Source organism: Natrinema hispanicum, from assembly GCF_004217335.1.
In the GTDB taxonomy this organism is placed as follows: Archaea; Halobacteriota; Halobacteria; order Halobacteriales; family Natrialbaceae; genus Natrinema; species Natrinema hispanicum.
Genome location: NZ_SHMP01000003.1, coordinates 1212772 through 1235979 on the forward strand (window position 1 = coordinate 1212772; position 23208 = coordinate 1235979).

Consider the following 23208-nt stretch of genomic DNA (forward strand, 5'->3'; position numbering starts at 1 on the left):
TCTCGGAGTGTACTGTCACGATCCACACCAACGGGGAGGCTGGTGATCGGCCCCGCACGCCGACACGCTGCCCCGACAGGCAACTGAGAGAAGGGGGCCGTAACTCGTCCGCGGCAACTCACGTCAGCTGTCGTCACCCGGTACGGGCTCGAGGACGACCCGATCACCGGGCTCGAGGTCGAATGCCTCGTCACCACGGCCCTGATTGACGTCGAGTTCCACGTAGCCGTGGCTGCCGACGGTCGCCAGTCGATCGCCGACGGGGACGGCCGCGAACGTCTCGCCGACGGGGACGGACTCGCCGTTGGCTCGGACCCGTTCTCGGTCCTCGAGCGCCGGCCCCGGTACGTTCGTGATGACGTTCCCGAAGCCGTCGACGGCCAGCACTTCGCCGATCGCTCGCTCGGCATCGAGTGTCGCCGTCGGGAGTTCGAGATCGACATCGGCTGTCGTCGGCTCGAGCCACGCGAGTGACTCGAGATCCGCGATGTCGGCGTCGTGGACCGCGGCGGCAGCCGGTGCGAAGACGTCCCGCCCGTGGAACGTCTTGCTTCGGCCCTGTGGCGGGTGCTGGCTGTGGCTGTTGGGTTCAGACTGGTCAGTCGTCGGCTCGACGGGGTCGAGACCGTCCTCGTCGATCAGGGAGGACTCGAGTCGGCCTGCATCGCCTGCGAGCCGCCGCGCAGCAGGCAGCAACACGCCGTTGTCCGGGCCGACGAGCGTGTGCTCGCCAGCACGGACGACGATCGCGTCGCGGTCGGTCCCGACACCGGGGTCGATGACCACGAGATGCGTTGCAGGCGGAAAATAGGGGAGTACTTCGCGAAGCCAGAAGGCGGCCGTCCGGACGTCCTGTCGGGGGAAGTCATGGGCGACGTCGACCAACCTAGCGTCCGTTCGCTGTCGCAGGACGCCTTTCATCACTGCCGGATACGGCGTGCCGAAGTCCGAAGCGAGCGTGATCATAGTTGCCGCTACGAACTGCCGGCCCATAATGCCGGTTGGAACTGTCTCGCGTCACGGCCGCACGACGGGCCGTGAGTATACCGGAGCGGAGTCCACCCGGCGGTATCACGTCGGTCGTCAGCTGTCGTTTGTGTTCGAGTCCGATTCGCTGACCATCTGAATGCGCTCGATGCCGTTCATTTCCTCGACGACGTCGACGACGGCTTCGGGAACGAGCGACTCCCAGTCGCCGCCGGAGATCATCCGCTCGCGAACCTCCGATCCCTCGAGGACCTCGCGATTGAACATCGGTGACTGGCGGATCTCGATCCCGGCTTCCCGAAAGAGCTGGATGACCAGCGGGTTATTCGAGTAGGCGACGTCGAAATCCGGGCTCATGCTCTGGACGTGGCTGACCCACACCGAGTTTCGCTCTAGGTCTTCGATCGGAACGGCGTAGGTCACGAGGTCGTAGCCGACCAATGACTTCGTAATCATCATGATCCGCTCGCCGGCAGTAAACGGGTTTCTGGTCGTATGGGAGTCGTCGGCGCTCCCGATCCCGAGCACGAGTTCGTCGACGTCGTCAGCGATCTGTTCGACCATACTCAAGTGACCGTTGTGAAACGGCTGGAAGCGGCCGATGTAGAACCCCCGAGTCATGCCGGATACTGCTCGAGCAGCACGCTTAAGCGTGGCGAGTCACCCCGAATCACGCCTTGTGACACAGTATAGCATGTTAGGCATATTTTCACACGTGTGTTTGCCACGCATGATGCATTCGGCTACAGACCGGTCCTGAAACGATATATTCGCAGCAGTTTACACCTGTCTAAACACGTCGACGACTTCGCTTGATTTGCCCCGTCGACCGCTGTGCCTCCCGGTATCAACAACTGACACCATCCTCCGTATGGAGAAAGTATATCAGTGCCAATCCCTTCGACACAGATACCGAACAGAGTTCTATGAGTAACGATACGAACGTTGACGACCCTCCTGAAGACGCTTCGACTGGTCCCGACCAGGACCAATCCGAGCGTCAGGGAGAGCGGTCGCCGCTCGAGGAGGACGGCGACCGTCGTACCGACGTCGACGACGAAATCGAAACCGTCGAAGACCTCGGCAGTACGGTCGAGGTCGATCCCGGCGTCGAAGTCGACGAGGAGATCGCCGAGGACGACCTTCTCGGCGGCCTCAAGATCGACTCGACGGAGGACATCGAAGTCCCCGATCGACTCGTCGATCAGGTCATTGGTCAGGACGAGGCACGAGATATCATCATCAAGGCGGCAAAACAGCGCCGACACGTCATGATGATCGGCTCGCCGGGGACCGGCAAGTCGATGCTGGCGAAGGCGATGAGCCAACTGCTGCCGAAAGAGGACCTTCAGGACGTTTTAGTCTATCACAACCCTGATGACGGGAACGAGCCGAAGGTCCGAACTGTCCCCGCCGGGAAGGGCGAACAGATCATCGATGCCCACAAGGAGGAAGCCCGCAAGCGCAACCAGATGCGGTCGATCCTCATGTGGATCATCATCGCAGTCGTCATCGGCTATGCGATCTTAAGCACCACCAGTCCGCTGCTTGGCATCCTCGCGGCAGGGATCATCTGGCTGATCTTCCGGTATACGTCCCGCGGGTCCGATGCAATGGTGCCCAACATGATCGTCAACAACGGCGATCAGCGCGTCGCTCCCTTCGAGGACGCGACCGGTGCCCACGCCGGTGCGCTGCTGGGCGACGTCCGCCACGACCCCTTCCAGTCCGGTGGCATGGAGACGCCAAGCCACGACCGCGTCGAACCCGGCGCGATCCACAAATCGAACAAGGGCGTGCTGTTCGTCGACGAGATCAACACGCTCGACATCCGGACTCAGCAGAAGCTGATGACGGCCATCCAGGAAGGCGAGTTCGCTATCACGGGCCAGTCCGAGCGCTCCTCGGGTGCGATGGTCCAGACCGAACCCGTCCCCTGTGACTTCATCATGGTCGCTGCAGGGAACCTCGATGCAATGGAGAACATGCACCCCGCGCTCCGCAACCGGATCAAGGGGTACGGGTACGAGGTCTACATGGACGACACCATCGAGGACACCGCCGAGATGCGACGCAAGTACGCCCGCTTCGTCGCCCAGGAGGTCGAACGCGACGGCCGCCTGCCCCACTTCACCGACGACGCCGTCGAGGAACTCATCCTCGAGGCCAAGCGTCGCTCGGGCCGGAAGAATCACTTGACGCTGCACTTCCGTAGCCTCGGCGGACTGGTCCGCGTCGCCGGCGACATCGCCCGCGCCGAGGACCGCGACTACACGACCCGTGAGGACGTCCTGCAGGCCAAACAGCGCTCCCGGTCGATCGAGCAACAGCTCGCCGACGACTACATCGAGCGCCGCAAGGACTACGAACTGCAGGTCACCGAAGACGGCGTTCAGGGCCGTGTCAACGGCCTTGCTGTCATGGGCGAGGACTCCGGTATCATGCTCCCCGTGATGGCCGAGATCGCCCCCGCCCAGGGCGGCGGGCAGGTGATCGCCACCGGCAAACTCCAGGAGATGGCCGAGGAGTCGGTCCAGAACGTCTCCGCGATCATCAAGAAGTTCTCCGACGTCGACCTCTCGGAGAAGGACATCCACATCCAGTTCGTCCAGGCCGGCCAGCAGGGCGTCGACGGCGATTCGGCCTCCATCACGGTGGCAACCGCCGTCATCAGCGCCTTGGAGAACATCCCGGTCGATCAGTCGATCGCGATGACTGGCTCGCTGTCGGTGCGGGGCGACGTGCTCCCGGTCGGTGGGGTCACCCACAAGATCGAAGCCGCCGCGAAAGCCGGCTGTGATACGGTCATCATCCCGAAAGCCAACGAACAGGACGTGATGATCGAAGAGGAGTACGAAGAGATGGTCGATATCGTCCCCTGTTCGAACATCAGCGAAGTCCTGGATGTCGCCCTGATGGGCGAACCAAAGAAGGACTCGCTGGTCGACCGCCTCAAGTCGATCACTGACGCTGCGTTCGACCAGAGTGCCGTCGGCTCCGCCAGCGGGTCGAACCCGAGCCCGCAGTAAATGCCGCAGTGGGCGACGTTCGTCGGACTGACGGGCGTCGTCCTCGTCTTGCTGCTCGTTTTATCGCATCTGACCCAATCCGCGTTTCACGACGATACTGGCAACGCCAGCGACGGCGTCGATGACCGATTCGATACAGCGGACCACGATTCCGACTGGACCGCTCGAGTGCCCGCTGAGTCGTCAGCACCGCACCCGTCCCCGAACGTGCCGGAGCCGATCGACGACGATCGATCCACCACGAATACCGAGAGCCGACCACGCGATGGAGCCGCGTCGACTCCCGCTCAGCCCGATCACGCCGACCGAGCGGTCGATCCGGCGTCGCTGTCGACTGGGGCACTCCTCGCGAACGTGGCCTTCTCACAGGGGACGTTTGCATTGCTGTTGGTCGGCGCGGCAGTCTACACCGCGATCCCGGCTGAAGCGCTTGGTATCGCGGTTTCGGCGGCGTATCTCGAGACGGGACTCGTAGTGGGGACAGCCGCGGGGATCGGCGTCTACATCGCGAACGAACTCGCCGCGGCGACGGCGACTCGCTTCGGTTTCGACCACGACGAGACGCTTCGGGAGATGCTCGCTCCCGACTCGATCGGCGGCTGGCTCGTGTTGTTACTGGCCGTCTTGCCGATCATCGCCGTCTTCGAGGAGTTTCTCTTCCGCGCGGCGCTGATCGGTGTCCCTGCCGCCGGCTTCGGCCTCTCACCGTGGCTGCTCGCGGTTGGCTCTTCGATCGCGTTCGCCCTCGGCCATGGCATGCAGGGTTCGGTCGGCGTCGTCGTCACTGGCCTCCTCGGGTTCGTCCTCGCGGCTATCTTCATCGTCACCGGGAGCCTGCTTGTCGTCGTCGTCGCTCACTACCTCATCAACGCCCTCGAGTTCGTCGTCCACGAGGGACTCGGCCTCGAGTGGGCCGAGACCCTCGAACACTAAGGCCGGCGAACGGGTGAATAGGGTATGGATGTGACCGCCGGGTCGACGGCCCGCTCTCGAGCGATCAGTGCCCTGATTCTCGGGTATTTCGTCGTGCTGATCTATGCGACGATCGCGAACGATCCGCTGGCGGCCGCCGTCGCCGAAGTCGGCTTCGGCGTCATCGCGATCGCCGTCGGGGCGATGCTGTACGATGGCGCTGCGGACTGGCGCTCGGCGCAAACGCTGGCTGCGGGGAGCCTCGTCGCCGGTGGCATCCTCGCGTTCGGGAGTGTTCTCACGGGGTCGGCTGCCGTCGATCTGCTCTCGTCGGTCCTCGTAGTGCTCGGCGTCGGCAGCTACGTCTACGCCGTCTGGACCGCGACCTGACCGATTCGGGGCGGCGTTGGTCGGCAACGAGTCACCGAAACGGGCCGGTCACGTGTTCCACTACCCGAACCACTTGCTGTGGCAGTTGTCGATGACCATCGGAAGCACGAGAACACGGCTGCGAGCAGGGAACCGGCGACCAGCCCAGGCAGCCCGACGAGTGCCGAGAACGCAACGAGTTAAAACTGCTCGAGTCCCGTCTGTTCGGCCTCGGCGAGCGCGTCCTCACAGGTCGACCACGACTCACGCGCGAACGGTGGGAGTTCGCCGTGTGCGTCAGTGTAGGACGCGAGAAACTCACGGGTGGTCGAGTCGCCCGGATAGCCGCTGCCGACCGGCCCGTACTCGTCGGCCAGCGCAGCGACGTGAGCGTCACGTTCGACCTTGGCGATAATGCTGGCCGCGCCGACCAGCGGCGAGTCGTCGTCGGCCCCGTGGCGGGCGTCGACGGTGAGTCGCTCGAGCGAGCAGGCATCACTGACCCGGCGGGCGAAGCGCTCGGCGTCGGTGTCACAGGCGTCACAGAGTCCCGAAACTGGCTCGCTTGCATCTCCGGATCGCTCGAGATCCGCGACGGCGTCCTCGATCGCGTTTGCGTGGGCCGTGACCGCAAGCGAGTTCATGTCGGTTTGGGGGTCGTCGATCCGCGCCGGCGTGATCTCGGCGACGCCGATCGCGATCCGATCGTCGTCCCGTAAGGTCGTCGCCAGTTCCTCGCGACGCTCGGGCGTGAGTCGCTTCGAGTCCCTGATGCCGTCGGGGAGGCCGTCCGGGTCCTCGAGATAGACGGCCGCCGCGAACATCGATCCGAGCGCAGGGCCCTTGCCAGCCTCGTCGACGCCGAATGGCATACCACGAGGGTCGACTGCGGAGACAAAAGTCGTTGTGATACGGACCCCTGTCGGTGGGTTCCGGTGCACCCGCGACCGCACTGCGGGCGCACCGGAAACTCGTGACAGCAGACCGTATGATACTGCCGGACAGAACGACGTGAAGATCGGTCGCTCTGCTGCGGCCGTCACCGGTGGAGACGGCCGCGAATCCGCGACCGACTTCGTATTGACTTCTGTCCGACAGTATGACTCGTCGATCAGTCGGCCGTCTCCGCGAGCTCGTCGTCGGACGCCGCTCGCGGCTCGTCTCTGAAGTACTCCTCGAGTTCGAACGGCTCGTCTTCTCCTTCGACGCCGGTGACGTCGAGCGCCGTTACTTCGGCGTCAGTCTCGAGCAAGCCCGCCAGACTCGGTTCGGTGCGGCCGTTGTCGCTGCTGATGAGTTCTTTGACGTACAGTCCGCCTTCCCCGTGGAGGCGCACTTCGGCCTCGGTCGGCGAGTGCAGGTCGCCGTCGATTTCGTAGACCGTCCGCTCGCGGGTCAGTCCCGCCCGCCGGTGGTCGACCCGTTCGGGCGTATACTGGTCGACGGTCGTCCCCTCGAGTTCTGTGAGTGCGGCGTCGAACGCGTCTTCTTCGACTGGCCCTCCGAACGCCACGTCGGCCCGGTAGTGTTTGCTCGCGTCGTGTTCCTTGACGCGTTCGACCATCTCGTAGGTTGCGAGTCGCAGGCCCTCGACCTCGACTGCCCCCTCGGCAGCGTCGTTGATCTCGCGCTCGAGCGCTTCGACGTCGGGGTCACGGACACTGGGTCGTTTCACCTCGAGGACGAAGGGCCGCCCGTCCTCGAGCATGCGGGCGTCGACGTCCTCGCGGCCCGCGCCGTGGAAGGTGCCCTCATCGCCGTCCATCGCCGCGACGACGTGGGGGCGGACGACTTGTTCGACGCTGGTGTCGTACATGTAGCCCGAGCCGCCACAGTAGTCACAGGGCTCCTCGCCGTCGTCGCCCAGCTGGACGCCGCTGCCGCCACACTCTCGGCAGGGCCACTCGGTCTGTGGGATGTCGCGCTCGAGTTTCCGGTAGCGGCCGTAGACGAACGCGGGATTGATCTGGACGTCGACCGCGTGGCTCGTGACGGTGTCCGATTCGAGCGCTTCGAGCGGGTCGAACCCCTCGAGGTCGACGACGGCGAGTACGTCAGGCCGGTCGAAATCGACGTCAGTGTCGGTCATCGCGCCGACGCGCCGGCCGACCTCACGGTTCATTTCGCGCTTCATCGATTCCCCGACGTCTGGCTCGAGGCCGGCGTCTTCTCGAAGCAAGCGCTCGTTTTCTTCGACCAGCGGCGGGACGCGGGTGCCGACCTGGTAGGTCGCGAAATCGACGCCCGCGAGTTCGTCGACGATCGTCTCGGCAATGGCATCGAAGGTGCCACAGTACCCCTCACAGACCCAGCAATCCGCGGGATCGGTGGGCTCGAAGTCCTCGTCGTCGGCCAGCGCGACCGTCGTGCGCAACGCTCGGCCGCGCTCGGCGTTTGTCAGTCCGAAACTCCGGTCGGCGAAAGGCCGGCCGAGACAGGAATCGCAGATGGAGCCCGTCGAAAGCAACTCGCGGGCGTCGTCCGTGATCATGTTTCGGGAGTGGGGCGGCGCGGGTAACACGTTTTCCCTTCGAAGCGACGGCGTGAGACTCGATTTCAGCAGGTACCGCCCGTCTCGACTCGCGCTGCCGGTGTGCCCGTGCTTGCTCGTGCAAGTCACAGCCAGGTGATTCAAATGGATCGGGTCCTACCCTCCACGCATGAGCGATCACCGACTGGATCGTCGATCCTTTCTTGGAGCTGCGGGTGCCGGACTCGCCGGTGCCATCGCCGGCTGTGCCGAGCCCCGCGCCGAGAATTCGATCGAGGGAGACTCCTCAGCCACCATCGATCGGGGCGATCTCGCCGACGGCTCGGCGTTCACCGATATCTATAACGCGGTCATCGAATCGGTCACGCAGGTTCGCGTCTTCGGCGTCGAAAACCCGACCACCGGTGCCGAGGGACGCGGGCAGGGATCGGGCTTTCTCTACGACGACCGCCACGTCGTCACCAACGACCACGTCATCGCCAACGGCGAGGCGGCCGACCTCCAATATACGAACGGCGACTGGACGAGCACCACGCTCGTCGGTCGCGATGTCCAGAGCGATCTGGCCGTCCTCGAGGTCGATCACGTGCCGGATGGGGTCGCGCCGCTTTCGATGGCCGACGAGCGCCCGGTTGTCGGCCAGCAGGTCGTCGCCGTCGGGAACCCATACGGGCTCAACGGGTCGATGTCGACAGGGATCGTAAGCGGCGTCAACCGAACACTCGACCATCCCCAACAGCGGTTCTCGTATCCGAACGTCATCCAGACTGACGCTGCCGTCAACCCCGGGAACAGCGGTGGTCCACTCGTCGACCTCGAGGGGGAAGTCGTCGGCGTCATCAACGCTGCCGGTGGCGACAATATCGGCTTCGCCATCTCTGCAGCGCTCACTAAACGCGTCGTGCCGGCGCTCATCGAGAACGGCGAGTACGAGCACTCGTATCTGGGAATCGGCCTGCGAACCGTCGATCGACTCGTCGCCGAGGAAAACGACATTTCGGAGGCGGCCGGCGTCATGGTCACCGGCGTCATCGACGGCTCGGCTGCCGATGGCGTCCTCCAACCGGCCACGCGGGCCGTTCAGCGACGCGGCGAACGGATCCCAGTCGGCGGCGACGTCATCCGCGAACTCGACGGCACGCCGATTCCCGACCGACACGCCCTCTCGACGTATCTCGCGCTCGAGACCAGTCCCGGTGACACGGTCGAGGTTCGACTCCTGCGAAACGGGCGGCTGCGTACGCGGGACCTAACGCTCGATTCCTGGCCATCGGTGTAGGCGGCTGGCGACGCTGCATGCGTCGCGTTCGGCCGATTGCGCTCCGCTGGTCGTGCCCCACCGAAACGAGTCGTTACTGTCGCTACTGTGCGTTCGTTTCGGACTATAGCACGATCATACACATTAGGACTCGTTACGTTCTTTCTCACGCGATCGACCGAGCTGGAACCGAACGCTACCATCGGGACCGTTATAGTAGTGGCTTGATAACAATGTACATGGTTGTGGCGATCACATTCGGTGCGAGTACCCACCTGATGTCGCATGACCGACGCCGACACCTCCGACACCGATAGCACGGAACCGACGTTCGAACTCGATCACGTCGTGGTCGAAAACGACGGCGCGCCGGACGAGTGTGCAATCTTCCCGCTCGAAGCCAACGAGACGGAGCTGCTGACCGCCTGGATCTCGGCGCACGAAGGTGCCTTCGTCGACCTCGAGTCGATGCACTAACAATGTACCTGAATCACTCCGTTACCGCTGTCGGCTTCTGGCTCGGCACCCTGCTGCCGATCGCCTACGTGCCCGTTATTCTGGCCGGAATCGATTCGATCGGGCGACTCTCGCTGCTCATCGCCCTGCTGGCGGTACACGCACTCGCTCTCGTCGTCGGCCACGACTATGCGGGATCGCGATCGCGCTGACCGCCTCACGAATCGGTTGCGATCGCTCTCTCAGTTTGTCCGCCACACTCGCCTTCGAGACGGTTCGACGGGACCATTCACTCGAGCGAGGCCGACCAGACCTGCGCTCGCGGCGTTCCACAGCAGTCACAGACGACCGCTTGGTTGTCCTTGTACCTGGCTCGCTCGAGTTCGCCGTCGGGACAGTCAGGACAGGACTGACCCGTGAGAATCGCGAGCAACTGCTGCGTACCGCCGGACTGCGACGACTCTGATTTCGCCATATAGTCACTGCATACCGGAGACCGGGGTAACGGTTGGCCATGCCTATGCAGCCTCAACGGGACCCTGATACCGTCGGGTGGCTGCCAATCTCGGCACGACCGCGACCCGCGTGTGGGTATCTCGCCTCCAACCGGCAGGACGAGTCGAAGCAGCTATGGCCGCGTCCGGTGAACGGCCGTTCGATGTGGCCCTGGGGACACCTCGCCGTCGCCTACCTGTTCTTTACCGTCGTCACACACCGCCGGTTCGGCCGCCCGCCGCGTGCCTGGCCGGCGATCGCACTCGCCGTCGGCTCGCAGACGCCGGATCTGATCGACAAGCCACTCGCGTGGAATTTCGGCGTCCTGCCCGGCGGTCGGACGCTGGCCCACTCGCTTTTCGTCGTCGCCTGCCTCGTGCCTGCGGTCTTGCTCGTGGCGGACCGACTCGAGGGTCGCGCGGTCGGCGTCGGCTTTCTCGTCGGCTACGGGTCGCACCTCTTGGCGGACATCCCGCCAGCGGTCCTTTCGGGAGAATTTGCATACGCCGCCTACCACCTCTGGCCGGTACTCGAGCAACCACCAGAGGATCCCGTCGCCGGCATCTTCGATGCGATCCTTCACTACTACACGATGGGGCCCTACGAGTGGGTGCAGTTCGGCCTCTTTGCGGTCGCCGCCCTCGCCTGGTACCGCGACGGGATGCCGGGGCTCGGCCTTGTCTCGGCCTCGCTCGAGCGCCGACTCGGCGTCGAGTCCTGATCGCCGGCGGCCGCGCCCGCTGCTCGATCGTCGGATCGTGGGGGCTATCCCGACGGCCAGCAACGCTTTGATATGCGCCAGTTCGTACTCATCGGTCACGACGTGCCGACGACGCCTGACTTCTCACTCGACGATCTCGCGGGCGGAGCCGGCCGCCTCGACGCGCTCTGTCGGTCGATCACCGCCGCGTTCGTCACCTCCCACGGCATCCGTGAGGATGTCCGCGTCCACCTGATCGCCCAGGACGAACTCACCATCACCTTCGACGGCAGCGACCTCCAGCGGCTCAACCCCGACGAGCGAAGCACCGCCGCGTTGGTTCGGAACGCCCTCGAGCACCGCGACGAAGCCATCGGTGCGCTTCCTGCAGAACCCAGCCCAGGAGTCGAACTCTACCGACGCGGGTTCGAGGGAACGCTCGAGGAACTCGCCGACGATGGCCCGATCGTCCAGCTCCACGAGGATGGCGAGGCGGTCGTCGACGTCGGCGCGGAGCGGCTTTCGGACGCGGTGTTCGTGCTCTCGGATCATCGTGATTTCACCGCGGACGAAGCCGATGTGCTCGAGGAGTATGCCGATCAGCGGCTTCGACTCGGACCGCAGTTGCTCCACGCCGATCAGGCGATTACGGTCGCCCACCACTATCTCGATACGGACGGCTACGAGCGGTTTTGAGCGGGTTGTGCGAAAAGACGACCACCGGGCCGGCGGTTCGACGAGTGTGCATTCGGAAGCGTTAAAGGATCCGCCCCATTCCGTTCGAATGCGGGCCGGTGGGGTAGCTTGGTATCCTTCGGCCTTCGGGTGGCCGTAACCGCAGTTCGAATCTGCGCCGGCCCACTTTTCCCGCATCGCAACACCGTGAGCGACAGCGAACGGTCTGCGATGCGGGGGAATGGAACCAAGCAGATTCGAATTAGACCGAGGTTCTGCGCGGAGCGCAGGTTCTCGGGCGTCGTTCGACATCTGCGCCGGCCCATACTACTCCCGCAGTTCACGACGACGAGCGAAGCAAACAGATCAGAGACACGGTTCTCGGTGGATAGACACAGTCGATGCCGACCGGCGGCAACAGGGCCGATCGGATGGCCGCTCACATGACCCGATCCGGACGAATCCGTAAGATCACCCGCTCGGATTCGATCGGGTTCGGGTACTCGTCGACGTCCATGTATCGCTGGGCGAGGTCGTCGATGTGTGCTCGAGCGCCGTCAGTCGTCCGTTCCTCGACCTCGCCGATCACCGAGAGGCGTCGGTAGGGGTCGTCGGGATCGGTCATGCTGACGCCGATGGCGGGGTTGTGTGCTACGTTCTTCGCTTTTTGTCGATGTCGTTCGGTGTTGACCAGCAGGCGTTCGTCGTCGGCGTCGTAATCGATCCACACCGGTGTGACGTGTGGCAATCCCTCCTGCGTCAGCGTCGCGACGTGGGCGAACGTTTTCTTCTCGAAGAGGTCGTGGAAGTCGTCGGGGATCGCGGCCATGGCACCGTATCGTTCACCCGCATCGGCCTTGTGTATGGTACCAACACCCACGCCGGTCGAACAGACAGTGAGACTGATTATTTTCGGCGGCGTGGAACGGGGGCCACTCGAGAGAGACGGATAGCGACCACGCAGATGACGGCTGACGGCTTATGATCTCTGAAAGTGTCTGTAATCTCGTATGACTGACCAGCAGTCGCCAACTCGTCGTCGAGTACTGAAACTCACAGGAGCCGCTGCATCGACCGCTCTCGTGGCCGGCTGTGGCGGTCCTGGGAACGGGAACGGAAACGAGACGGAAGAGGATGGGGACGACGAGGACGAAGCTGACAACGAGACTGAAATGAACGAGACGAACGAAACCAACGAGACGAACGAAACCAACGAGACCGGGATGAACGAAACTAACGACACCGAGTAAGCGCTTTTTCTCCGGCAGCCACCCGAATTCGTTCGAGTCCACAGCCCATCCTGCTAGCCACCCGTCGAACTACTGGCGATCGTCAGGCTGACACCCCGCCGTCAGTAAGGCTGGCCACCGAACCGGGACGCAACCGTTACCGGTCCGCGTCTCGTCGCTCGAGTAATGACCGACGGACTCGAGGCGGACGTCGAACGACTGGACGGAATCGCCGAGCGACGAGACGAGTTGGCTGCTCGCGTACGGACCCACGCTGGCGAGATCGCACGGGAACTCGCCGTGTTACAGGGTGGTGACTACGGCCAGGAAACGTTCGATACCGACGGCGGTAGCTGGACGATCAAGTACGAGGCTGGCGACGTCCAGTATCTGCGATTCGATCCCACTTCGGGCTCGGAGACGTACGTCGTCTCGAGCAAGCAGCCACCTGAACCCGAGGCCTTAGAGACGGCGATGGCCGACTACGGGGCGTTCGTCGCGGCGTACAACGAGTACGTCCGCTCGTTCGACGGGCTGTTTGCGGACGTGCCCGAGGAGTTTCCGGCAGTCGAGTCGACGGCGGAGCTGGTCGCCGAACGGGATCGGATTGTCGACCGTATTCGGGAGGTCTGTGACGCGATGGCGGCACAACTGCATCGGTACGACGGCGAGTACGGCACCTACGCGACGACGGTCTCTGGCACCCGCTGGGAGCTGAAGTGGGACGGCGACGTGGCTTCGTACCTGCGCGTTGGCGGCTCCAACGGTACCTACCTCCTCTCACAGTACGGGCCGCCAGCAGCTACTGACGTTCGCCGGTTTGCTGCCGACGTCCCGGCGTTCGTCGCCGCGTTCAACGACCACGTCGACGATCTCGAGGCGGATCTCGCGCAGGTCTGTTTCGGCGGCGACTAAATCTCACCCAGTCGTTCAGCGGCAACGAGCGAGCCCCTGTGGGGGACACGACTGCGTCGGCTCTCGAGGCGGCTTCGGAGCGATATACAACGGACCCAACTGCTCTATACCGGAACTAGTAGCCGTTTTGTACCGTCTGGGCGTAGAAAGCGGTGGCGACGACGGTCGCCAGGACTACCATGGATGGCTCTACTGACCGGATCGATGAGGGTACTGCCCACGAGCATGCGGCTGCCACCGACGCGGTCGACGCCGACGAGACGGTACTGTTCGATGCCATCGTCGTTCGATACGAATCCGGCAGCGATCGCTGTACGCTCGTTCCCCACGAGGGATCGACAACGGAGAAACTGAACGCCTGGCTGACCGCCGACCTTGAGATGGTCGTCGATCTCGACGAGGCCCGCTGACGACGACTGCCGGAATCTTGCTGACTCTGTAGCCGGGACGGGGAGGAAGCGAGACGCTGGCGGTAAAGCGGGCTCGAAAACCGATCCCAGAAGCTAGACGTCGACGTACTGGTCGACCCACTTCTGGCGGCGCTGGAGCGCGCGTCTGCCTTTCGGCGTCAGCGCGTAGTAGTTCGTTCGCCGGTCGAGTTCACCTTTCTCGACGAGTTCTTTCTCGACGAGCGTGTCGAGATTGGGATACAGTCGACCGTGTGTGACCGGCTGGTCGATGTAGTCGTTGATGTCGTCGAGGATCTCTTGGCCCGACGGCCGATCCTTTCCTGCGATCACGTACAGCAAGTCGCGCTGGAAGCCAGTTAGCTGATCCATGGATCACCCTCTGAGTGACGACGTTCACCGCTCTGTGGTTTTGTTATAGAGCGGGTACACTGCTTGATCTCCCCCGAATGCGCCCCATATGACTGCTGTCGGTCGAGAGTGCCAGCGAGAGCCACCACACGACGCCATCGAAGACACGCATCGACGTGACGCGGCGCTTTTGACGATCACCGCCGTATCGGTCGCTATGCCTACCGATGAACTGGCTTGGGAAACGCGCGAGCGCCGAGTAGCCTATTCTTGTCCTGGTTTCGACATCGTTAACGAGTCCGTTCAACTGCCCGATGGCACGGAAACCGACTTCGATTACCTCTCGGAGCCGCCAAGTGTCTGCGTCCTGCCGTTTACACCCGATGACAACGTCGTCTGTATCGAGGAGTGGCGACAGGCTGTCTCCCGAATCAGTCGCGGACTCCCCGTCGGCGGCGTCGAACCCGACGACGACGATCTCGAGGCCGCAGCCCATCGCGAACTCGCCGAGGAGACCGGTTACGAAGCCGAGCGACTCGAGCCACTGGTGTCCGTCGAACCCGCAAACGGAATCGCAGATACACGCTTGCACGTTTTCGTCGCCGACGGCTGCCGGCCAACTGCCGAACAGCAACTCGATCACAACGAGAGCATTCGCCCGACGGAACTGTCGTTTGCGGACCTGACCGACGCGGTCGCAGCCGGCGAGATTCACGACGGTCGGACGGTGCTCGCCGTCTCTTACTATCGGCTGGTCGACCCGGTGTGTGGTCCAGCCAAAGAATAGCGACCGATACCGACCCGCGTCGCTCGAGTGGCGTGTGCCAGCGGTGCCGCGTGGGTCGTCACTCCGTTTCGTTGGCGGTCGTATTGTCGGCGTCGTCCGCCTCGCTATCAGCGTCGTCGGTCACGTTGTCGGTCTCGTTGGCACCGGCAGCCGTCTCGTTGTCGGTGTCCTCGGTCTCGTTGTCAGCCTCGTCGGTTACGTTGTCAGCCGTTTCGTTGTCGGCCGTTTCGTTGTCGGTTTCGTTTGTCGTGTCCGCTGTCGGCTCCTGGAGTGCGTCGACGAGTCCCTGCGTTTCGCCAAGGGTGAGGGTGTCGACAGTACTCTCTTCGACCGTCATCGACCCTGCGGAGACCGACGCAATCGTTTCGCCCGAGTCCGTCTCGTTGTCGTCGGTTTCGTTGGTCTCGTTGTTGTCACCCTGCTGACTCTCGAGGGTACCGACGGTCATGGACTCGAGCGTGATCTCGTCGACATCGAACTCTTCGATGGTCAGCGAGTCGATCTCCTGGACGGTTTCGTTCTCGTCGGTTGTGGTGTCGTTCGTCTGGGTCTCGCCGTCACCACCCTCGTCACCACCATCACCGCCGAAGAGGTCGCTGATGAAATCCGAGATGCCAGCGAGGATCCCGCCGTCCTCGGTTTCTTCGACGGTCAGGTCCTCGATCGTCAGTTGCTCGGTGTTCATCGACTCGATCGTCATGTCCTGTACCACCACGGTGCTGGCGTTCTCGTCGACCACCTGCTGGAGACTCGTCGCGGACTCGTTGTCGGTTTCGTTGTCGTCGAGTTCGGTCTCGACGGCGTCCGTTTCGCCATCGACCATCTCGGCATCGGTCTCGTTGCCGTTGGTTTCGTTGACCTCGGTCTCGTTCCCGCCATCGAGTTCGGTCAACGAAACGTTCTCGAACGACAGCGATTCGAAGGCGACGTTCGAGATCGTCACCCCGGACTCATTGTCGGCGGGCTGACTTTCGTCGCTCTCGTTGAGTTGCGCTATGAGTTGCTCGTCGGCGTCCTGAACGTCGAGTTGCTCGGCAGAGAGTTCCTCGATCGTCGCGTTTTCGATCGTGATGTTCTCGAGTTCCAGCGTGCCAACCTGGACGTTTTGCAGCGTCGCACTATTGCTCATGTCTCCGGCGTCGTCGGTCGTCGCCGTGGTCGTGCCACCAACGAGGGCGGGACCCCCCGCGAGCATGACCAGCAGCGCGACGAACGCGACACCGAGTGTTTGCGGTTGTGAAGCCATACGAACCGACTGACGACGGTTCTCGAGCTAAAACGAGCCGACTGTTACGGGATTTCCGCCGCGAAAACGGTCGTTGTGTCAGCGACGACGCTTACCGCCGGTTTCAGGCTGGACACCTCGTGACAGCAGGCGATTTGTCAGATTCAAACGAACCGCTTACTCACCACTCCCGATCGAAACAGTTCGTTGTTTCGAACTGCGATGCCGTCGACTCGCCAGTGACCGATGTCGGTCGACTACTCGAGTCGGAGTTCGCGCGTCTCGACGGCGTCACAGACCGGACAGACGAACCGGTAGCTCACTCGCCCGCCCGAGGTGGTGACACGCCAGTTACCGTCGGTGTCGACGTAGCCACACGACTGACAGCGGAGTTCCGATTCGTCGAACTTCTCGCGGAGTCGCTCGAACGGCGAACGGTGTACTGACATGTGTAAACATATGTCGTGGTGGCATATAACATGCTAGGCTCGGTAGTGCCTCGCTGTGCCGTCTTCCGATCACAACGATTCTTAGGCATCACGCCCTAGTACAGCGTATGGACGATGTCGACGCGGATCGCGGCGGTGGCCTCAGTGATGCCGCCGGAGCGGCGCGTGCACTCGAGCACGTGGTCGATCCGGTGGTGGCGGTCGCTGACGGGACGCTCACGTACGCGAACCCGGCCGCCCGTGATGCATTCGAAATCGGTGACGCCGACCGCGACGCGGCGACCGCACTCGGAACGCGCTGGAATCGGCTCGCGACGGCGATCGACGAGACGACGGTCGGGACCGCTCGCTGGATCGATCTCGACGAAGACGGCGGTGCGCGTATCCACCGCGGTGCCAACGGCGCGACGATCACGTTCGATCGCGGGCCGCCCGCCACCCACGGCGACGCTGGCGGCACACCGGAGGGGGCGCTGCCGGGAACGAGCGACCGGCTGGTGAAAGATCGCGCACTCGAGGAAGCCCCCGTTGGAGTCACCATCTCCGATCCCGACCTCGATGACAACCCGCTGGTGTATGTCAACGACGCCTACGAGGAGATGACTGGCTACGAGTACGACGAGGTCGTCGGCCGCAACTGCCGGTTCCTGCAGGGTGAGGAGTCCGACGAGAACGCGATCGCCGAGATGGCGGCGGCCATCGACGAAGACCGGCCAGTCACTGTCGAGATCAAAAACTACCGCAAGGACGGCACCGAATTCTGGAACGAGGTCACGATCGCCCCCGTCCGTGACGAAGACGGCCGTGTGACCCACTACGTCGGCTTCCAGAACGATATCACCGCGCGCAAGGAGGCCGAACTCGAACTCGAGCGCCGGACCGAGGAACTCGAGTACATCTTAGATCGCGTCGAGGGGTTGATGCAGGACGTCACCGACGTCGTCGCCGGCTCGACCGACCGCACGGACCTCGAGACCGAAGTCTGCGACCGGATCGCTGCCGAGGACGCATACAGCGGGGCCTGGATCGGCGAGCGCAACCCGGCGACCGAGACGATCGACGTTCGCTCGAGCGCGGGGGATGGCCCCGAGCACGATCGACTTGGGACAGATGACGACCACCCTGCCGCAGAGACGCTTGCGACCGGCGAGCCCGCCGTTGCTACCGTCGGCGGAACGACCCACATCGCCTTCCCGCTCTCGTACAACGAGATCGAGTATGGCGTGTTGACGGTCCGGACCGAGCGGACACGCGCCGTCGACGACCGCGAAACCGTCATCCTTTCCGCACTCGCCCGTGCGGTCGCCAGCGGGGTCAACGCCCGCGAAACCAGTCGCGTGCTGACGACCGACGCCGTCGTTGCCGTCGAACTCGACGTGACCGATCGCGCTCTGGCCCCCGTCGCCCTCTCGGCCGACGCCGACTGTCGGCTCGAGTATCGCCGGTCGGTCCACCGCACGGGCGACGAGACGGCGTCGCTGTTTACCGCAACCGGTGCGAGCGCGGACGAACTCACTGCGGCCGCCGCGGAGCTGTCCGATGTCGACTGTCGCGTCGTCGTCGAACGCGACGAGGAGTCGCTGATCGAACTGACCGGTGCGGACGACTTTGTTGGGTGGCTCTCCGAGCGTGGCGTTCGCACCCAGGCGATCGAAAGTGACGCGGGCCGAGCGCGTATCACGCTCGAGGTCCCCCGCTCGGCGAACGTCCGGGCGGTCGTCGAAGCCGTCGAGGACCGCTATGCGGGCACCGATATCGTCTCGTTCCAGCAGCGCGAGCGTGAGGCCGAGACTCGCGAGGAGTTCGCAGCCGGACTCGAGGAGGCGCTGACCGACCGCCAGTTCGGCGCGTTACAGCGAGCCTACCTCGGCGGCTACTTCGAGTGGCCGCGACCGACGACCGGCGAGGAACTCGCCCAGTCGATGGGAGTCTCGCGGCCGACGTTCCACGAACACCTGCGGACGGCAGAGGCGAAACTGTGTCGGGCGTTCTTCGGTGACGCATAGCAGGACTCGAGACTGTCTTGGCTCGAAACCGGTAGTCGGTGCTTAGGCATTGAGCACGGCCGTGGATGGTCGCCAGCGTTTATGTGGCCCGTCGTGTGGGTAGTCAGCATGCTCGAGTTCGCAACGCCGCTGCAGACCGGTGGTGGATTCCTCTACTGGGCGCTCGTCTTTTTCCTCCTTGCGATCATCGCCGCCGCGGTCGGCGCACGTGGCGTTGCCGGGATCTCGATGGAGATCGCACGGATCTTCGTGTTGATCTTCATTATCCTCGCGGTGGTCGCGCTCCTGTTGTGAGACTGCCGGATACCTAGACACTGGTCTGACTCGAGATGTGATCGCTGCTGGTTACGTGTCTGCAGCAGCTGCCACCGCCGGCGAGCGTACCGACAGAATCCGGTCCAGCATCATCCGACGAGCATGCCGGCCTCGAGAACCTGTCTTCGATAACCGATACTGGTTACATTTGGTTGAGAACGCCTAACATGCTGGGCGTCGTAGATAACGGTAAGCACTTACCATGACTGAACTCGGCGGATTTCAAGATAAGGTTGCCCGCATCGATCTCTCGGAGGAGGACGTTGCCTACGAGTCGATCGACGACGAGGACGCAAAGAAGTATATCGGTGCGCGGGGGCTCGGGGTAAAGTACGTCTTCGATCAGGGGCCGGAGGTAGATCCGCTCGGGCCGGATAACCTGCTTGCGTTCATGAACGGGCCGCTGTCGGGGACGCAAGTGACGATGAGCGGCCGGATCGCCGTCTGTACGAAATCGCCGCTGACCGGCACCGTCACCGACAGTCACCACGGCGGCTGGTCGGGTGCCCGGCTCAAGTGGTCCGGCTTCGACGGGCTGCTCTTCGAGGGACAGGCTGACGACCCGGTCTACGCCGTCGTCGAAGACGGTGAAGTCGAGCTGCGAGACGCCTCTCATCTCTGGGGGACCGGCGTCCACGAAACCCGTGAGACGATCGAGGAGGAAGTCGAGGGGTCCTACGGCAAGAACCTCTCGATCATGGCGATCGGCCCTGGCGGGGAAAACGAGGTCAAGTACGCCTGTATCATCAACGAGGACGACCGCGCCTCTGGCCGTGGCGGCACGGGCTGTGTCATGGGGTCGAAGAATCTCAAAGCCGTCGTCGTCAAGTCCTCGACGAAGATGCCCCAGCCGGCAGATCCGGAGACCTTCCGGGAGGGCCACCAGCAAGCGATGCAGGCGATCCAGGAATCGGAGGTCACTGCTCCCAACGAGGGCGGCCTCTCGATGTACGGGACGAACGTCCTGATGAACATCGGCGAGGAGATGGATGGCCTCCCGACGAAAAACGGGAAGTACACCTCGACTGAAAGCATGCGGGAGGCGGAAGGCGTCGACATCGACGCCGAACGCGTCTCCGGCGAGAACGTCCGCGAAAACATCCTCGTCGACGAGCCGACCTGTCACTCCTGTCCGGTCGCCTGCAAGAAGGAAGTCGAAGTCCAGACGATGCACAAAGGCGAGGAACTGAACGTCCGGACCGAATCCTACGAGTACGAATCGGCCTACGCGCTCGGCCCGAACTCGGGCCACACCGACCGCGACGCCGTTGCGGTGATGATCGAGCGCTGTAACGACATGGGCGTCGACACCATCGAGGCGGGCAACATGATGGCGATGGCCATGGAGATGTCCGATGAGGGCAAACTCGAGGAAGGCGACCTCGAATGGGGCGACACCGAGACGATGATCGACATGATCGACCGGATCGCCCGCCGCGAGGATGACCTCGCGGACCTACTGGCCGAGGGGCCACGCCGGGTCGCCGACCGTAAGGAGGCCCACGACAACTCGCTGGCGGTCAAAGGCCAGACCATCGCGGCCTACGACCCGCGCTGTATGAAAGGCATGGGCATCGGCTACGCCACCTCGAACCGTGGGGCCTGCCACCTGCGGGGCTACACCCCCGCCGCCGAAATCCTGGGCATCCCTGAGAAGGTCGACCCCTACGAGTACGAGGGCAAAGGCGAACTCACCGCCCAATTCCAGGATCTCCACGCCATCAGTGACTCCTTCGACATCTGCAAGTTCAACGCCTTCGCCGAAGGCATCGAGGAGTACGTCACCCAGTACAACGGGATGACCGGCCGCGACGTCACCGAAGACGAACTCCTCGAGGCCGGCGAACGAGTGTACAACTTGGAACGGTACTACAACAACCTCGTCGGCTTCGATGGGAGCGACGACTCGCTGCCCGAGCGCTTCCTCGAGGACGGCATCCGCGGGCAGGGTGCAAGCGAAGGCGAATACTGCGAACTCGAGGAGATGAAAGACGAGTACTACGAGTACCGCGGCTGGGTCGACGGCGTCGTCCCCGACGAGAAACTCGAAGAACTCGGCATCGACATTGGCCCCGGAACGGGCGTCAGCAGCGAAAGCGGGACGGCGGTCTCGAGCGACGACTGATCGCCGTCGGCGTCGCACGTATTTCGCGGTGCTCGGCTCGCGGCCGTCTGGTTAGTTACGAACACTGTCTTCCTTATCGATACATACATGTAGGATTATTTATCAGGGTTCGGTATGGGATTCGCAAAACAGTGGAAAGGTGTCAACGGCTATATGCTGCGGGACCCGGGGACGTTTTTCGCGGAGTACGACGAAACACATGGCATCGGCTACCCGGTCGTGTTCATGCTGGTGTCGTATTTCGCCGTCGTGGTGCCACTGGGGCTCCTCATGGTGGTGGTGAATATCACGGAGCCGACGCAGATCGCGGCTGCAGTGGGGGTCACACTGGGATTTGGCATCGTGTTTTGGATTACTGGCGTCGTTGAAGCGCTCGTTGCTCACGGCCTCGCTTATCTGTTCGGCGCACGCGGGCTGACAGAGACGCTCGAGGCGTACGCGTTTCCGGTCGTCGTTCGCTACTGTCTGTGGTGGATTCCACTCGTCAACCTCGGTATCGGGCTCTACGGGCTTTACCTCCAGATCAAGGGGCTGACTGCGTTTCACGATCTTTCGACGGGCAAAGCGACGGTCGTCGCACTCCTCGCGTCGGTCCTCTATCTGCTTCCCGTGTTCGTCGTCCTCGCAGCCGTGATCGGGGCGTTCGTCCTCGATCTCGGCAGTCAGCCGGCCCCCCAACCGGCCATGCTTGTCCTCGAAGTCATCGCATAGCTGCTGGGACGATCGGTCGCCTTCCCTTGTCGTCACTACCCTGCCGAAGCACAGTCACGGACGACTGCAGCCACGGCTGCGCAAAACGGATGGAACCGATCGAGAAGCAGCGAAACGTCCGTACGCCTCCGCGACGGTGTGAGGCGGATCTGTCCGCAATAGCCTGCTCCGTAGCAACGATCAGTCGTCGGCGACGGCGTAGGAGGCAGCCGAGTCGGCTTCGTCCGGCTTCGTCAGCTCGACTTCGACGCCCCCGTTGGCGACAGAGACCAGCACGTCGTCGAAGTTCTTCCGGTACTCGGTGGCGTGCTTTCCGGTGGTGTTGATCCGGACCTGCTCTGTGACTAAATCTGCCTCGGTGAGCATCTCGACTTTCCGATAGGCTGTCGACATCGGAATGTCACATTCCTCAGAAAGTTCCGTCGCCGTCAGCGCAGTCTCGGCCGTCGCCTCGAGAATGGCCCGGCAGGCGTCGTCGTCGAGGGCCGCGAGCACGGCCTGCGGATCGACGGACTCGTCACGTTGCCAACCTCGTCGCCGGGTGTCTGAGTTCATAGCGGACATCTGTTTCATCCAGTAGTAGCAACCAGACCCCCTCCAAATGAGTCCCAATAAATACAGGGGGCTTTATATCCGGTGTCGAATCTGTCGCTCGGTGGGACGAGTCGGGGCTTGCGGACGCAGGCTTTAGGATGTCTGCGTCCCACCAGTGCGTAATGGCATCGGGGATTCGCGCGGAGATAAAAATCGACGATCCGGCTGACTGTATCGTCGCACAGGCCGCAGCCGAGACGAGCGGTCGGGCCCACTCCGTCTCGAAGAGCACCAACCCGTCAGCGCCCGAGCGCGTGACCGTCGAGTTCATGCTCGAGGCGGAGACGGAACCCGACGAGTTCGATGTCGACGCCGACCTCTCGTCGATCTTCTCGTATGGCTCGAGCACTGTCTATCGCTTCGAGCGCGACCTCGACGGCGACTGTCCCTGTGCGTGCATCGAGCAGTTCGACTGTCCGCTCGTCGACGTCCGCGCACATGGTGCGGCACTGTACCTGACCTTTCATGCGCCGGATATGGCACAACTGCAGACGGTCATCGGTGCGTTACGCGAGCGGTATGCGACACTCGACGTCCAGCGACTGCTCCAGTCCCAGCAAGAACACACCGAGCAAAACCTCGTCTTCGTCGATCGGAACACGCTCACCGATCGGCAGGCGGAGGTCCTCGAGACGGCCCACCGGATGGGCTACTTCGAACACCCAAAGCGGGCCAACGCCGGCGAGGTCGCTGACGAGCTCGGGATCACCGGAACGACGCTG

Annotated in this window: 27 protein-coding genes and 1 tRNA gene; 18 read left to right on the forward strand and 10 right to left on the reverse strand. The window is 63.3% G+C overall.

The features are described from left to right. Nucleotides 1–123 precede the first annotated feature (123 nt). Together BDK88_RS06885 and BDK88_RS06890 are read right to left on the reverse strand one after the other, a co-directional pair. Nucleotides 124–966 (reverse strand): SAM hydrolase/SAM-dependent halogenase family protein, encoded by an 843-nt coding sequence (locus tag BDK88_RS06885; protein WP_130499734.1) that lies wholly within the window; start codon nucleotides 964–966, stop codon nucleotides 124–126. A 117-nt stretch (nucleotides 967–1083) separates the two neighbouring features. Beyond that, entirely contained in the window at nucleotides 1084–1608 is a 525-nt protein-coding gene (locus BDK88_RS06890; RefSeq protein ID WP_130499735.1) for a nicotinamide-nucleotide adenylyltransferase, read from the reverse strand. A 305-nt stretch (nucleotides 1609–1913) separates the two neighbouring features. On the opposite strand from BDK88_RS06890, the gene lonB reads away from it, so the two are divergent. The 3 genes from lonB to BDK88_RS06905 are packed head-to-tail and all read left to right on the forward strand — an operon-like array spanning nucleotide 1914 to nucleotide 5318. Then, nucleotides 1914–4016, forward strand: a complete 2103-nt coding sequence (lonB, locus tag BDK88_RS06895) for an ATP-dependent protease LonB (protein ID WP_130499736.1) — start codon at nucleotides 1914–1916, stop codon at nucleotides 4014–4016. Continuing rightward, nucleotides 4017–4949, forward strand: coding sequence for a CPBP family intramembrane glutamic endopeptidase (locus tag BDK88_RS06900; RefSeq protein ID WP_130499737.1), 933 nt, complete (start codon nucleotides 4017–4019; stop codon nucleotides 4947–4949). It abuts the gene before it with no gap. Nucleotides 4950–4973: 24 nt separating this feature from the next. Beyond that, nucleotides 4974–5318, forward strand: a complete 345-nt coding sequence (locus BDK88_RS06905) for a hypothetical protein (RefSeq protein ID WP_130499738.1) — start codon at nucleotides 4974–4976, stop codon at nucleotides 5316–5318. Nucleotides 5319–5497: 179 nt separating this feature from the next. Here BDK88_RS06905 and rnhB read toward each other — a convergent pair whose 3' ends face one another. Further along, a complete protein-coding gene (gene rnhB, locus BDK88_RS06910) occupies nucleotides 5498–6169 on the reverse strand; it encodes a ribonuclease HII (protein ID WP_130499739.1) in 672 nt (223 codons plus the stop codon). A gap of 239 nt (nucleotides 6170–6408) precedes the next feature. Beyond that, nucleotides 6409–7788: a tRNA pseudouridine(54/55) synthase Pus10 gene (locus tag BDK88_RS06915; RefSeq protein ID WP_130499740.1), complete on the reverse strand. Its 1380-nt coding sequence runs from the start codon at nucleotides 7786–7788 to the stop codon at nucleotides 6409–6411. Between the two features lie 169 nt (nucleotides 7789–7957). On the opposite strand from BDK88_RS06915, the gene BDK88_RS06920 reads away from it, so the two are divergent. From BDK88_RS06920 to BDK88_RS06930, 3 genes are all read left to right on the forward strand, one after another. Further along, nucleotides 7958–9067, forward strand: a complete 1110-nt coding sequence (locus BDK88_RS06920) for a S1C family serine protease (protein WP_130499741.1) — start codon at nucleotides 7958–7960, stop codon at nucleotides 9065–9067. Between the two features lie 264 nt (nucleotides 9068–9331). Further along, entirely contained in the window at nucleotides 9332–9523 is a 192-nt protein-coding gene (locus tag BDK88_RS06925; RefSeq protein ID WP_130499742.1) for a DUF7511 domain-containing protein, read from the forward strand. A 2-nt stretch (nucleotides 9524–9525) separates the two neighbouring features. Continuing rightward, a complete protein-coding gene (locus BDK88_RS06930; RefSeq protein ID WP_008009286.1) occupies nucleotides 9526–9714 on the forward strand; it encodes a hypothetical protein in 189 nt (62 codons plus the stop codon). Nucleotides 9715–9791: 77 nt separating this feature from the next. Here BDK88_RS06930 and BDK88_RS06935 read toward each other — a convergent pair whose 3' ends face one another. Then, nucleotides 9792–9977 carry an HVO_A0556 family zinc finger protein gene (locus BDK88_RS06935; protein WP_130499743.1) on the reverse strand — a complete coding sequence of 62 codons (186 nt, stop codon included), beginning with the start codon at nucleotides 9975–9977 and terminating at the stop codon, nucleotides 9792–9794. A gap of 183 nt (nucleotides 9978–10160) precedes the next feature. Here BDK88_RS06935 and BDK88_RS06940 point away from each other — a divergent pair, with 183 nt between their 5' ends. From BDK88_RS06940 to BDK88_RS06950, 3 genes are all read left to right on the forward strand, one after another. Beyond that, nucleotides 10161–10718, forward strand: coding sequence for a metal-dependent hydrolase (locus BDK88_RS06940; protein WP_130499744.1), 558 nt, complete (start codon nucleotides 10161–10163; stop codon nucleotides 10716–10718). 72 nt (nucleotides 10719–10790) lie between these two features. After that, on the forward strand, nucleotides 10791–11393 hold the full coding sequence (trmY, locus tag BDK88_RS06945; protein WP_130499745.1) for a tRNA (pseudouridine(54)-N(1))-methyltransferase TrmY: 603 nt from the start codon (nucleotides 10791–10793) through the stop codon (nucleotides 11391–11393). Nucleotides 11394–11485: 92 nt separating this feature from the next. Further along, a tRNA-Pro gene (locus tag BDK88_RS06950) sits at nucleotides 11486–11558 on the forward strand. Nucleotides 11559–11811: 253 nt separating this feature from the next. Here BDK88_RS06950 and BDK88_RS06955 read toward each other — a convergent pair. Beyond that, nucleotides 11812–12201 carry a pyridoxamine 5'-phosphate oxidase family protein gene (locus BDK88_RS06955; protein WP_130499746.1) on the reverse strand — a complete coding sequence of 130 codons (390 nt, stop codon included), beginning with the start codon at nucleotides 12199–12201 and terminating at the stop codon, nucleotides 11812–11814. Nucleotides 12202–12382: 181 nt separating this feature from the next. Between BDK88_RS06955 and BDK88_RS06960 the strand changes: the two genes are divergently transcribed. From BDK88_RS06960 to BDK88_RS06970, 3 genes are all read left to right on the forward strand, one after another. Continuing rightward, nucleotides 12383–12622 (forward strand): twin-arginine translocation signal domain-containing protein, encoded by a 240-nt coding sequence (locus BDK88_RS06960; RefSeq protein WP_130499747.1) that lies wholly within the window; start codon nucleotides 12383–12385, stop codon nucleotides 12620–12622. A gap of 165 nt (nucleotides 12623–12787) precedes the next feature. Beyond that, nucleotides 12788–13516 (forward strand): hypothetical protein, encoded by a 729-nt coding sequence (locus BDK88_RS06965; protein WP_130499748.1) that lies wholly within the window; start codon nucleotides 12788–12790, stop codon nucleotides 13514–13516. A gap of 179 nt (nucleotides 13517–13695) precedes the next feature. Further along, nucleotides 13696–13926 carry a DUF7511 domain-containing protein gene (locus BDK88_RS06970; protein ID WP_242611615.1) on the forward strand — a complete coding sequence of 77 codons (231 nt, stop codon included), beginning with the start codon at nucleotides 13696–13698 and terminating at the stop codon, nucleotides 13924–13926. A gap of 93 nt (nucleotides 13927–14019) precedes the next feature. On the opposite strand, the gene BDK88_RS06975 is transcribed toward BDK88_RS06970, so the two are convergent. Beyond that, nucleotides 14020–14295: a PadR family transcriptional regulator gene (locus BDK88_RS06975; RefSeq protein WP_008009301.1), complete on the reverse strand. Its 276-nt coding sequence runs from the start codon at nucleotides 14293–14295 to the stop codon at nucleotides 14020–14022. 196 nt (nucleotides 14296–14491) lie between these two features. Between BDK88_RS06975 and BDK88_RS06980 the strand changes: the two genes are divergently transcribed. Continuing rightward, on the forward strand, nucleotides 14492–15061 hold the full coding sequence (locus BDK88_RS06980) for an NUDIX hydrolase (protein WP_130499750.1): 570 nt from the start codon (nucleotides 14492–14494) through the stop codon (nucleotides 15059–15061). Nucleotides 15062–15119: 58 nt separating this feature from the next. Here BDK88_RS06980 and BDK88_RS06985 read toward each other — a convergent pair whose 3' ends face one another. Next, complete coding sequence (locus tag BDK88_RS06985; RefSeq protein WP_130499751.1) at nucleotides 15120–16307, reverse strand: hypothetical protein; 1188 nt, start codon at nucleotides 16305–16307, stop codon at nucleotides 15120–15122. Between the two features lie 236 nt (nucleotides 16308–16543). Then, nucleotides 16544–16735, reverse strand: a complete 192-nt coding sequence (locus BDK88_RS06990) for an HVO_0649 family zinc finger protein (protein ID WP_130499752.1) — start codon at nucleotides 16733–16735, stop codon at nucleotides 16544–16546. 107 nt (nucleotides 16736–16842) lie between these two features. On the opposite strand from BDK88_RS06990, the gene BDK88_RS06995 reads away from it, so the two are divergent. The 4 genes from BDK88_RS06995 to BDK88_RS07010 all read left to right on the forward strand — a co-directional run bounded on the left by BDK88_RS06995 (nucleotide 16843) and on the right by BDK88_RS07010 (nucleotide 21892). Next, nucleotides 16843–18741, forward strand: a complete 1899-nt coding sequence (locus tag BDK88_RS06995; RefSeq protein ID WP_130499753.1) for a bacterio-opsin activator domain-containing protein — start codon at nucleotides 16843–16845, stop codon at nucleotides 18739–18741. A gap of 108 nt (nucleotides 18742–18849) precedes the next feature. Next, complete coding sequence (locus tag BDK88_RS07000; protein ID WP_130499754.1) at nucleotides 18850–19035, forward strand: DUF1328 family protein; 186 nt, start codon at nucleotides 18850–18852, stop codon at nucleotides 19033–19035. A gap of 223 nt (nucleotides 19036–19258) precedes the next feature. Beyond that, nucleotides 19259–21181 carry an aldehyde ferredoxin oxidoreductase family protein gene (locus BDK88_RS07005; RefSeq protein ID WP_130499755.1) on the forward strand — a complete coding sequence of 641 codons (1923 nt, stop codon included), beginning with the start codon at nucleotides 19259–19261 and terminating at the stop codon, nucleotides 21179–21181. 114 nt (nucleotides 21182–21295) lie between these two features. Further along, a complete protein-coding gene (locus BDK88_RS07010; RefSeq protein WP_242611616.1) occupies nucleotides 21296–21892 on the forward strand; it encodes a YIP1 family protein in 597 nt (198 codons plus the stop codon). 180 nt (nucleotides 21893–22072) lie between these two features. Here BDK88_RS07010 and BDK88_RS07015 read toward each other — a convergent pair whose 3' ends face one another. After that, entirely contained in the window at nucleotides 22073–22456 is a 384-nt protein-coding gene (locus tag BDK88_RS07015; protein WP_130499820.1) for a helix-turn-helix domain-containing protein, read from the reverse strand. A 152-nt stretch (nucleotides 22457–22608) separates the two neighbouring features. Between BDK88_RS07015 and BDK88_RS07020 the strand changes: the two genes are divergently transcribed. Further along, on the forward strand, nucleotides 22609–23208 hold a 600-nt coding region (locus BDK88_RS07020), incomplete at its 3' end, for a helix-turn-helix domain-containing protein (protein WP_130499756.1).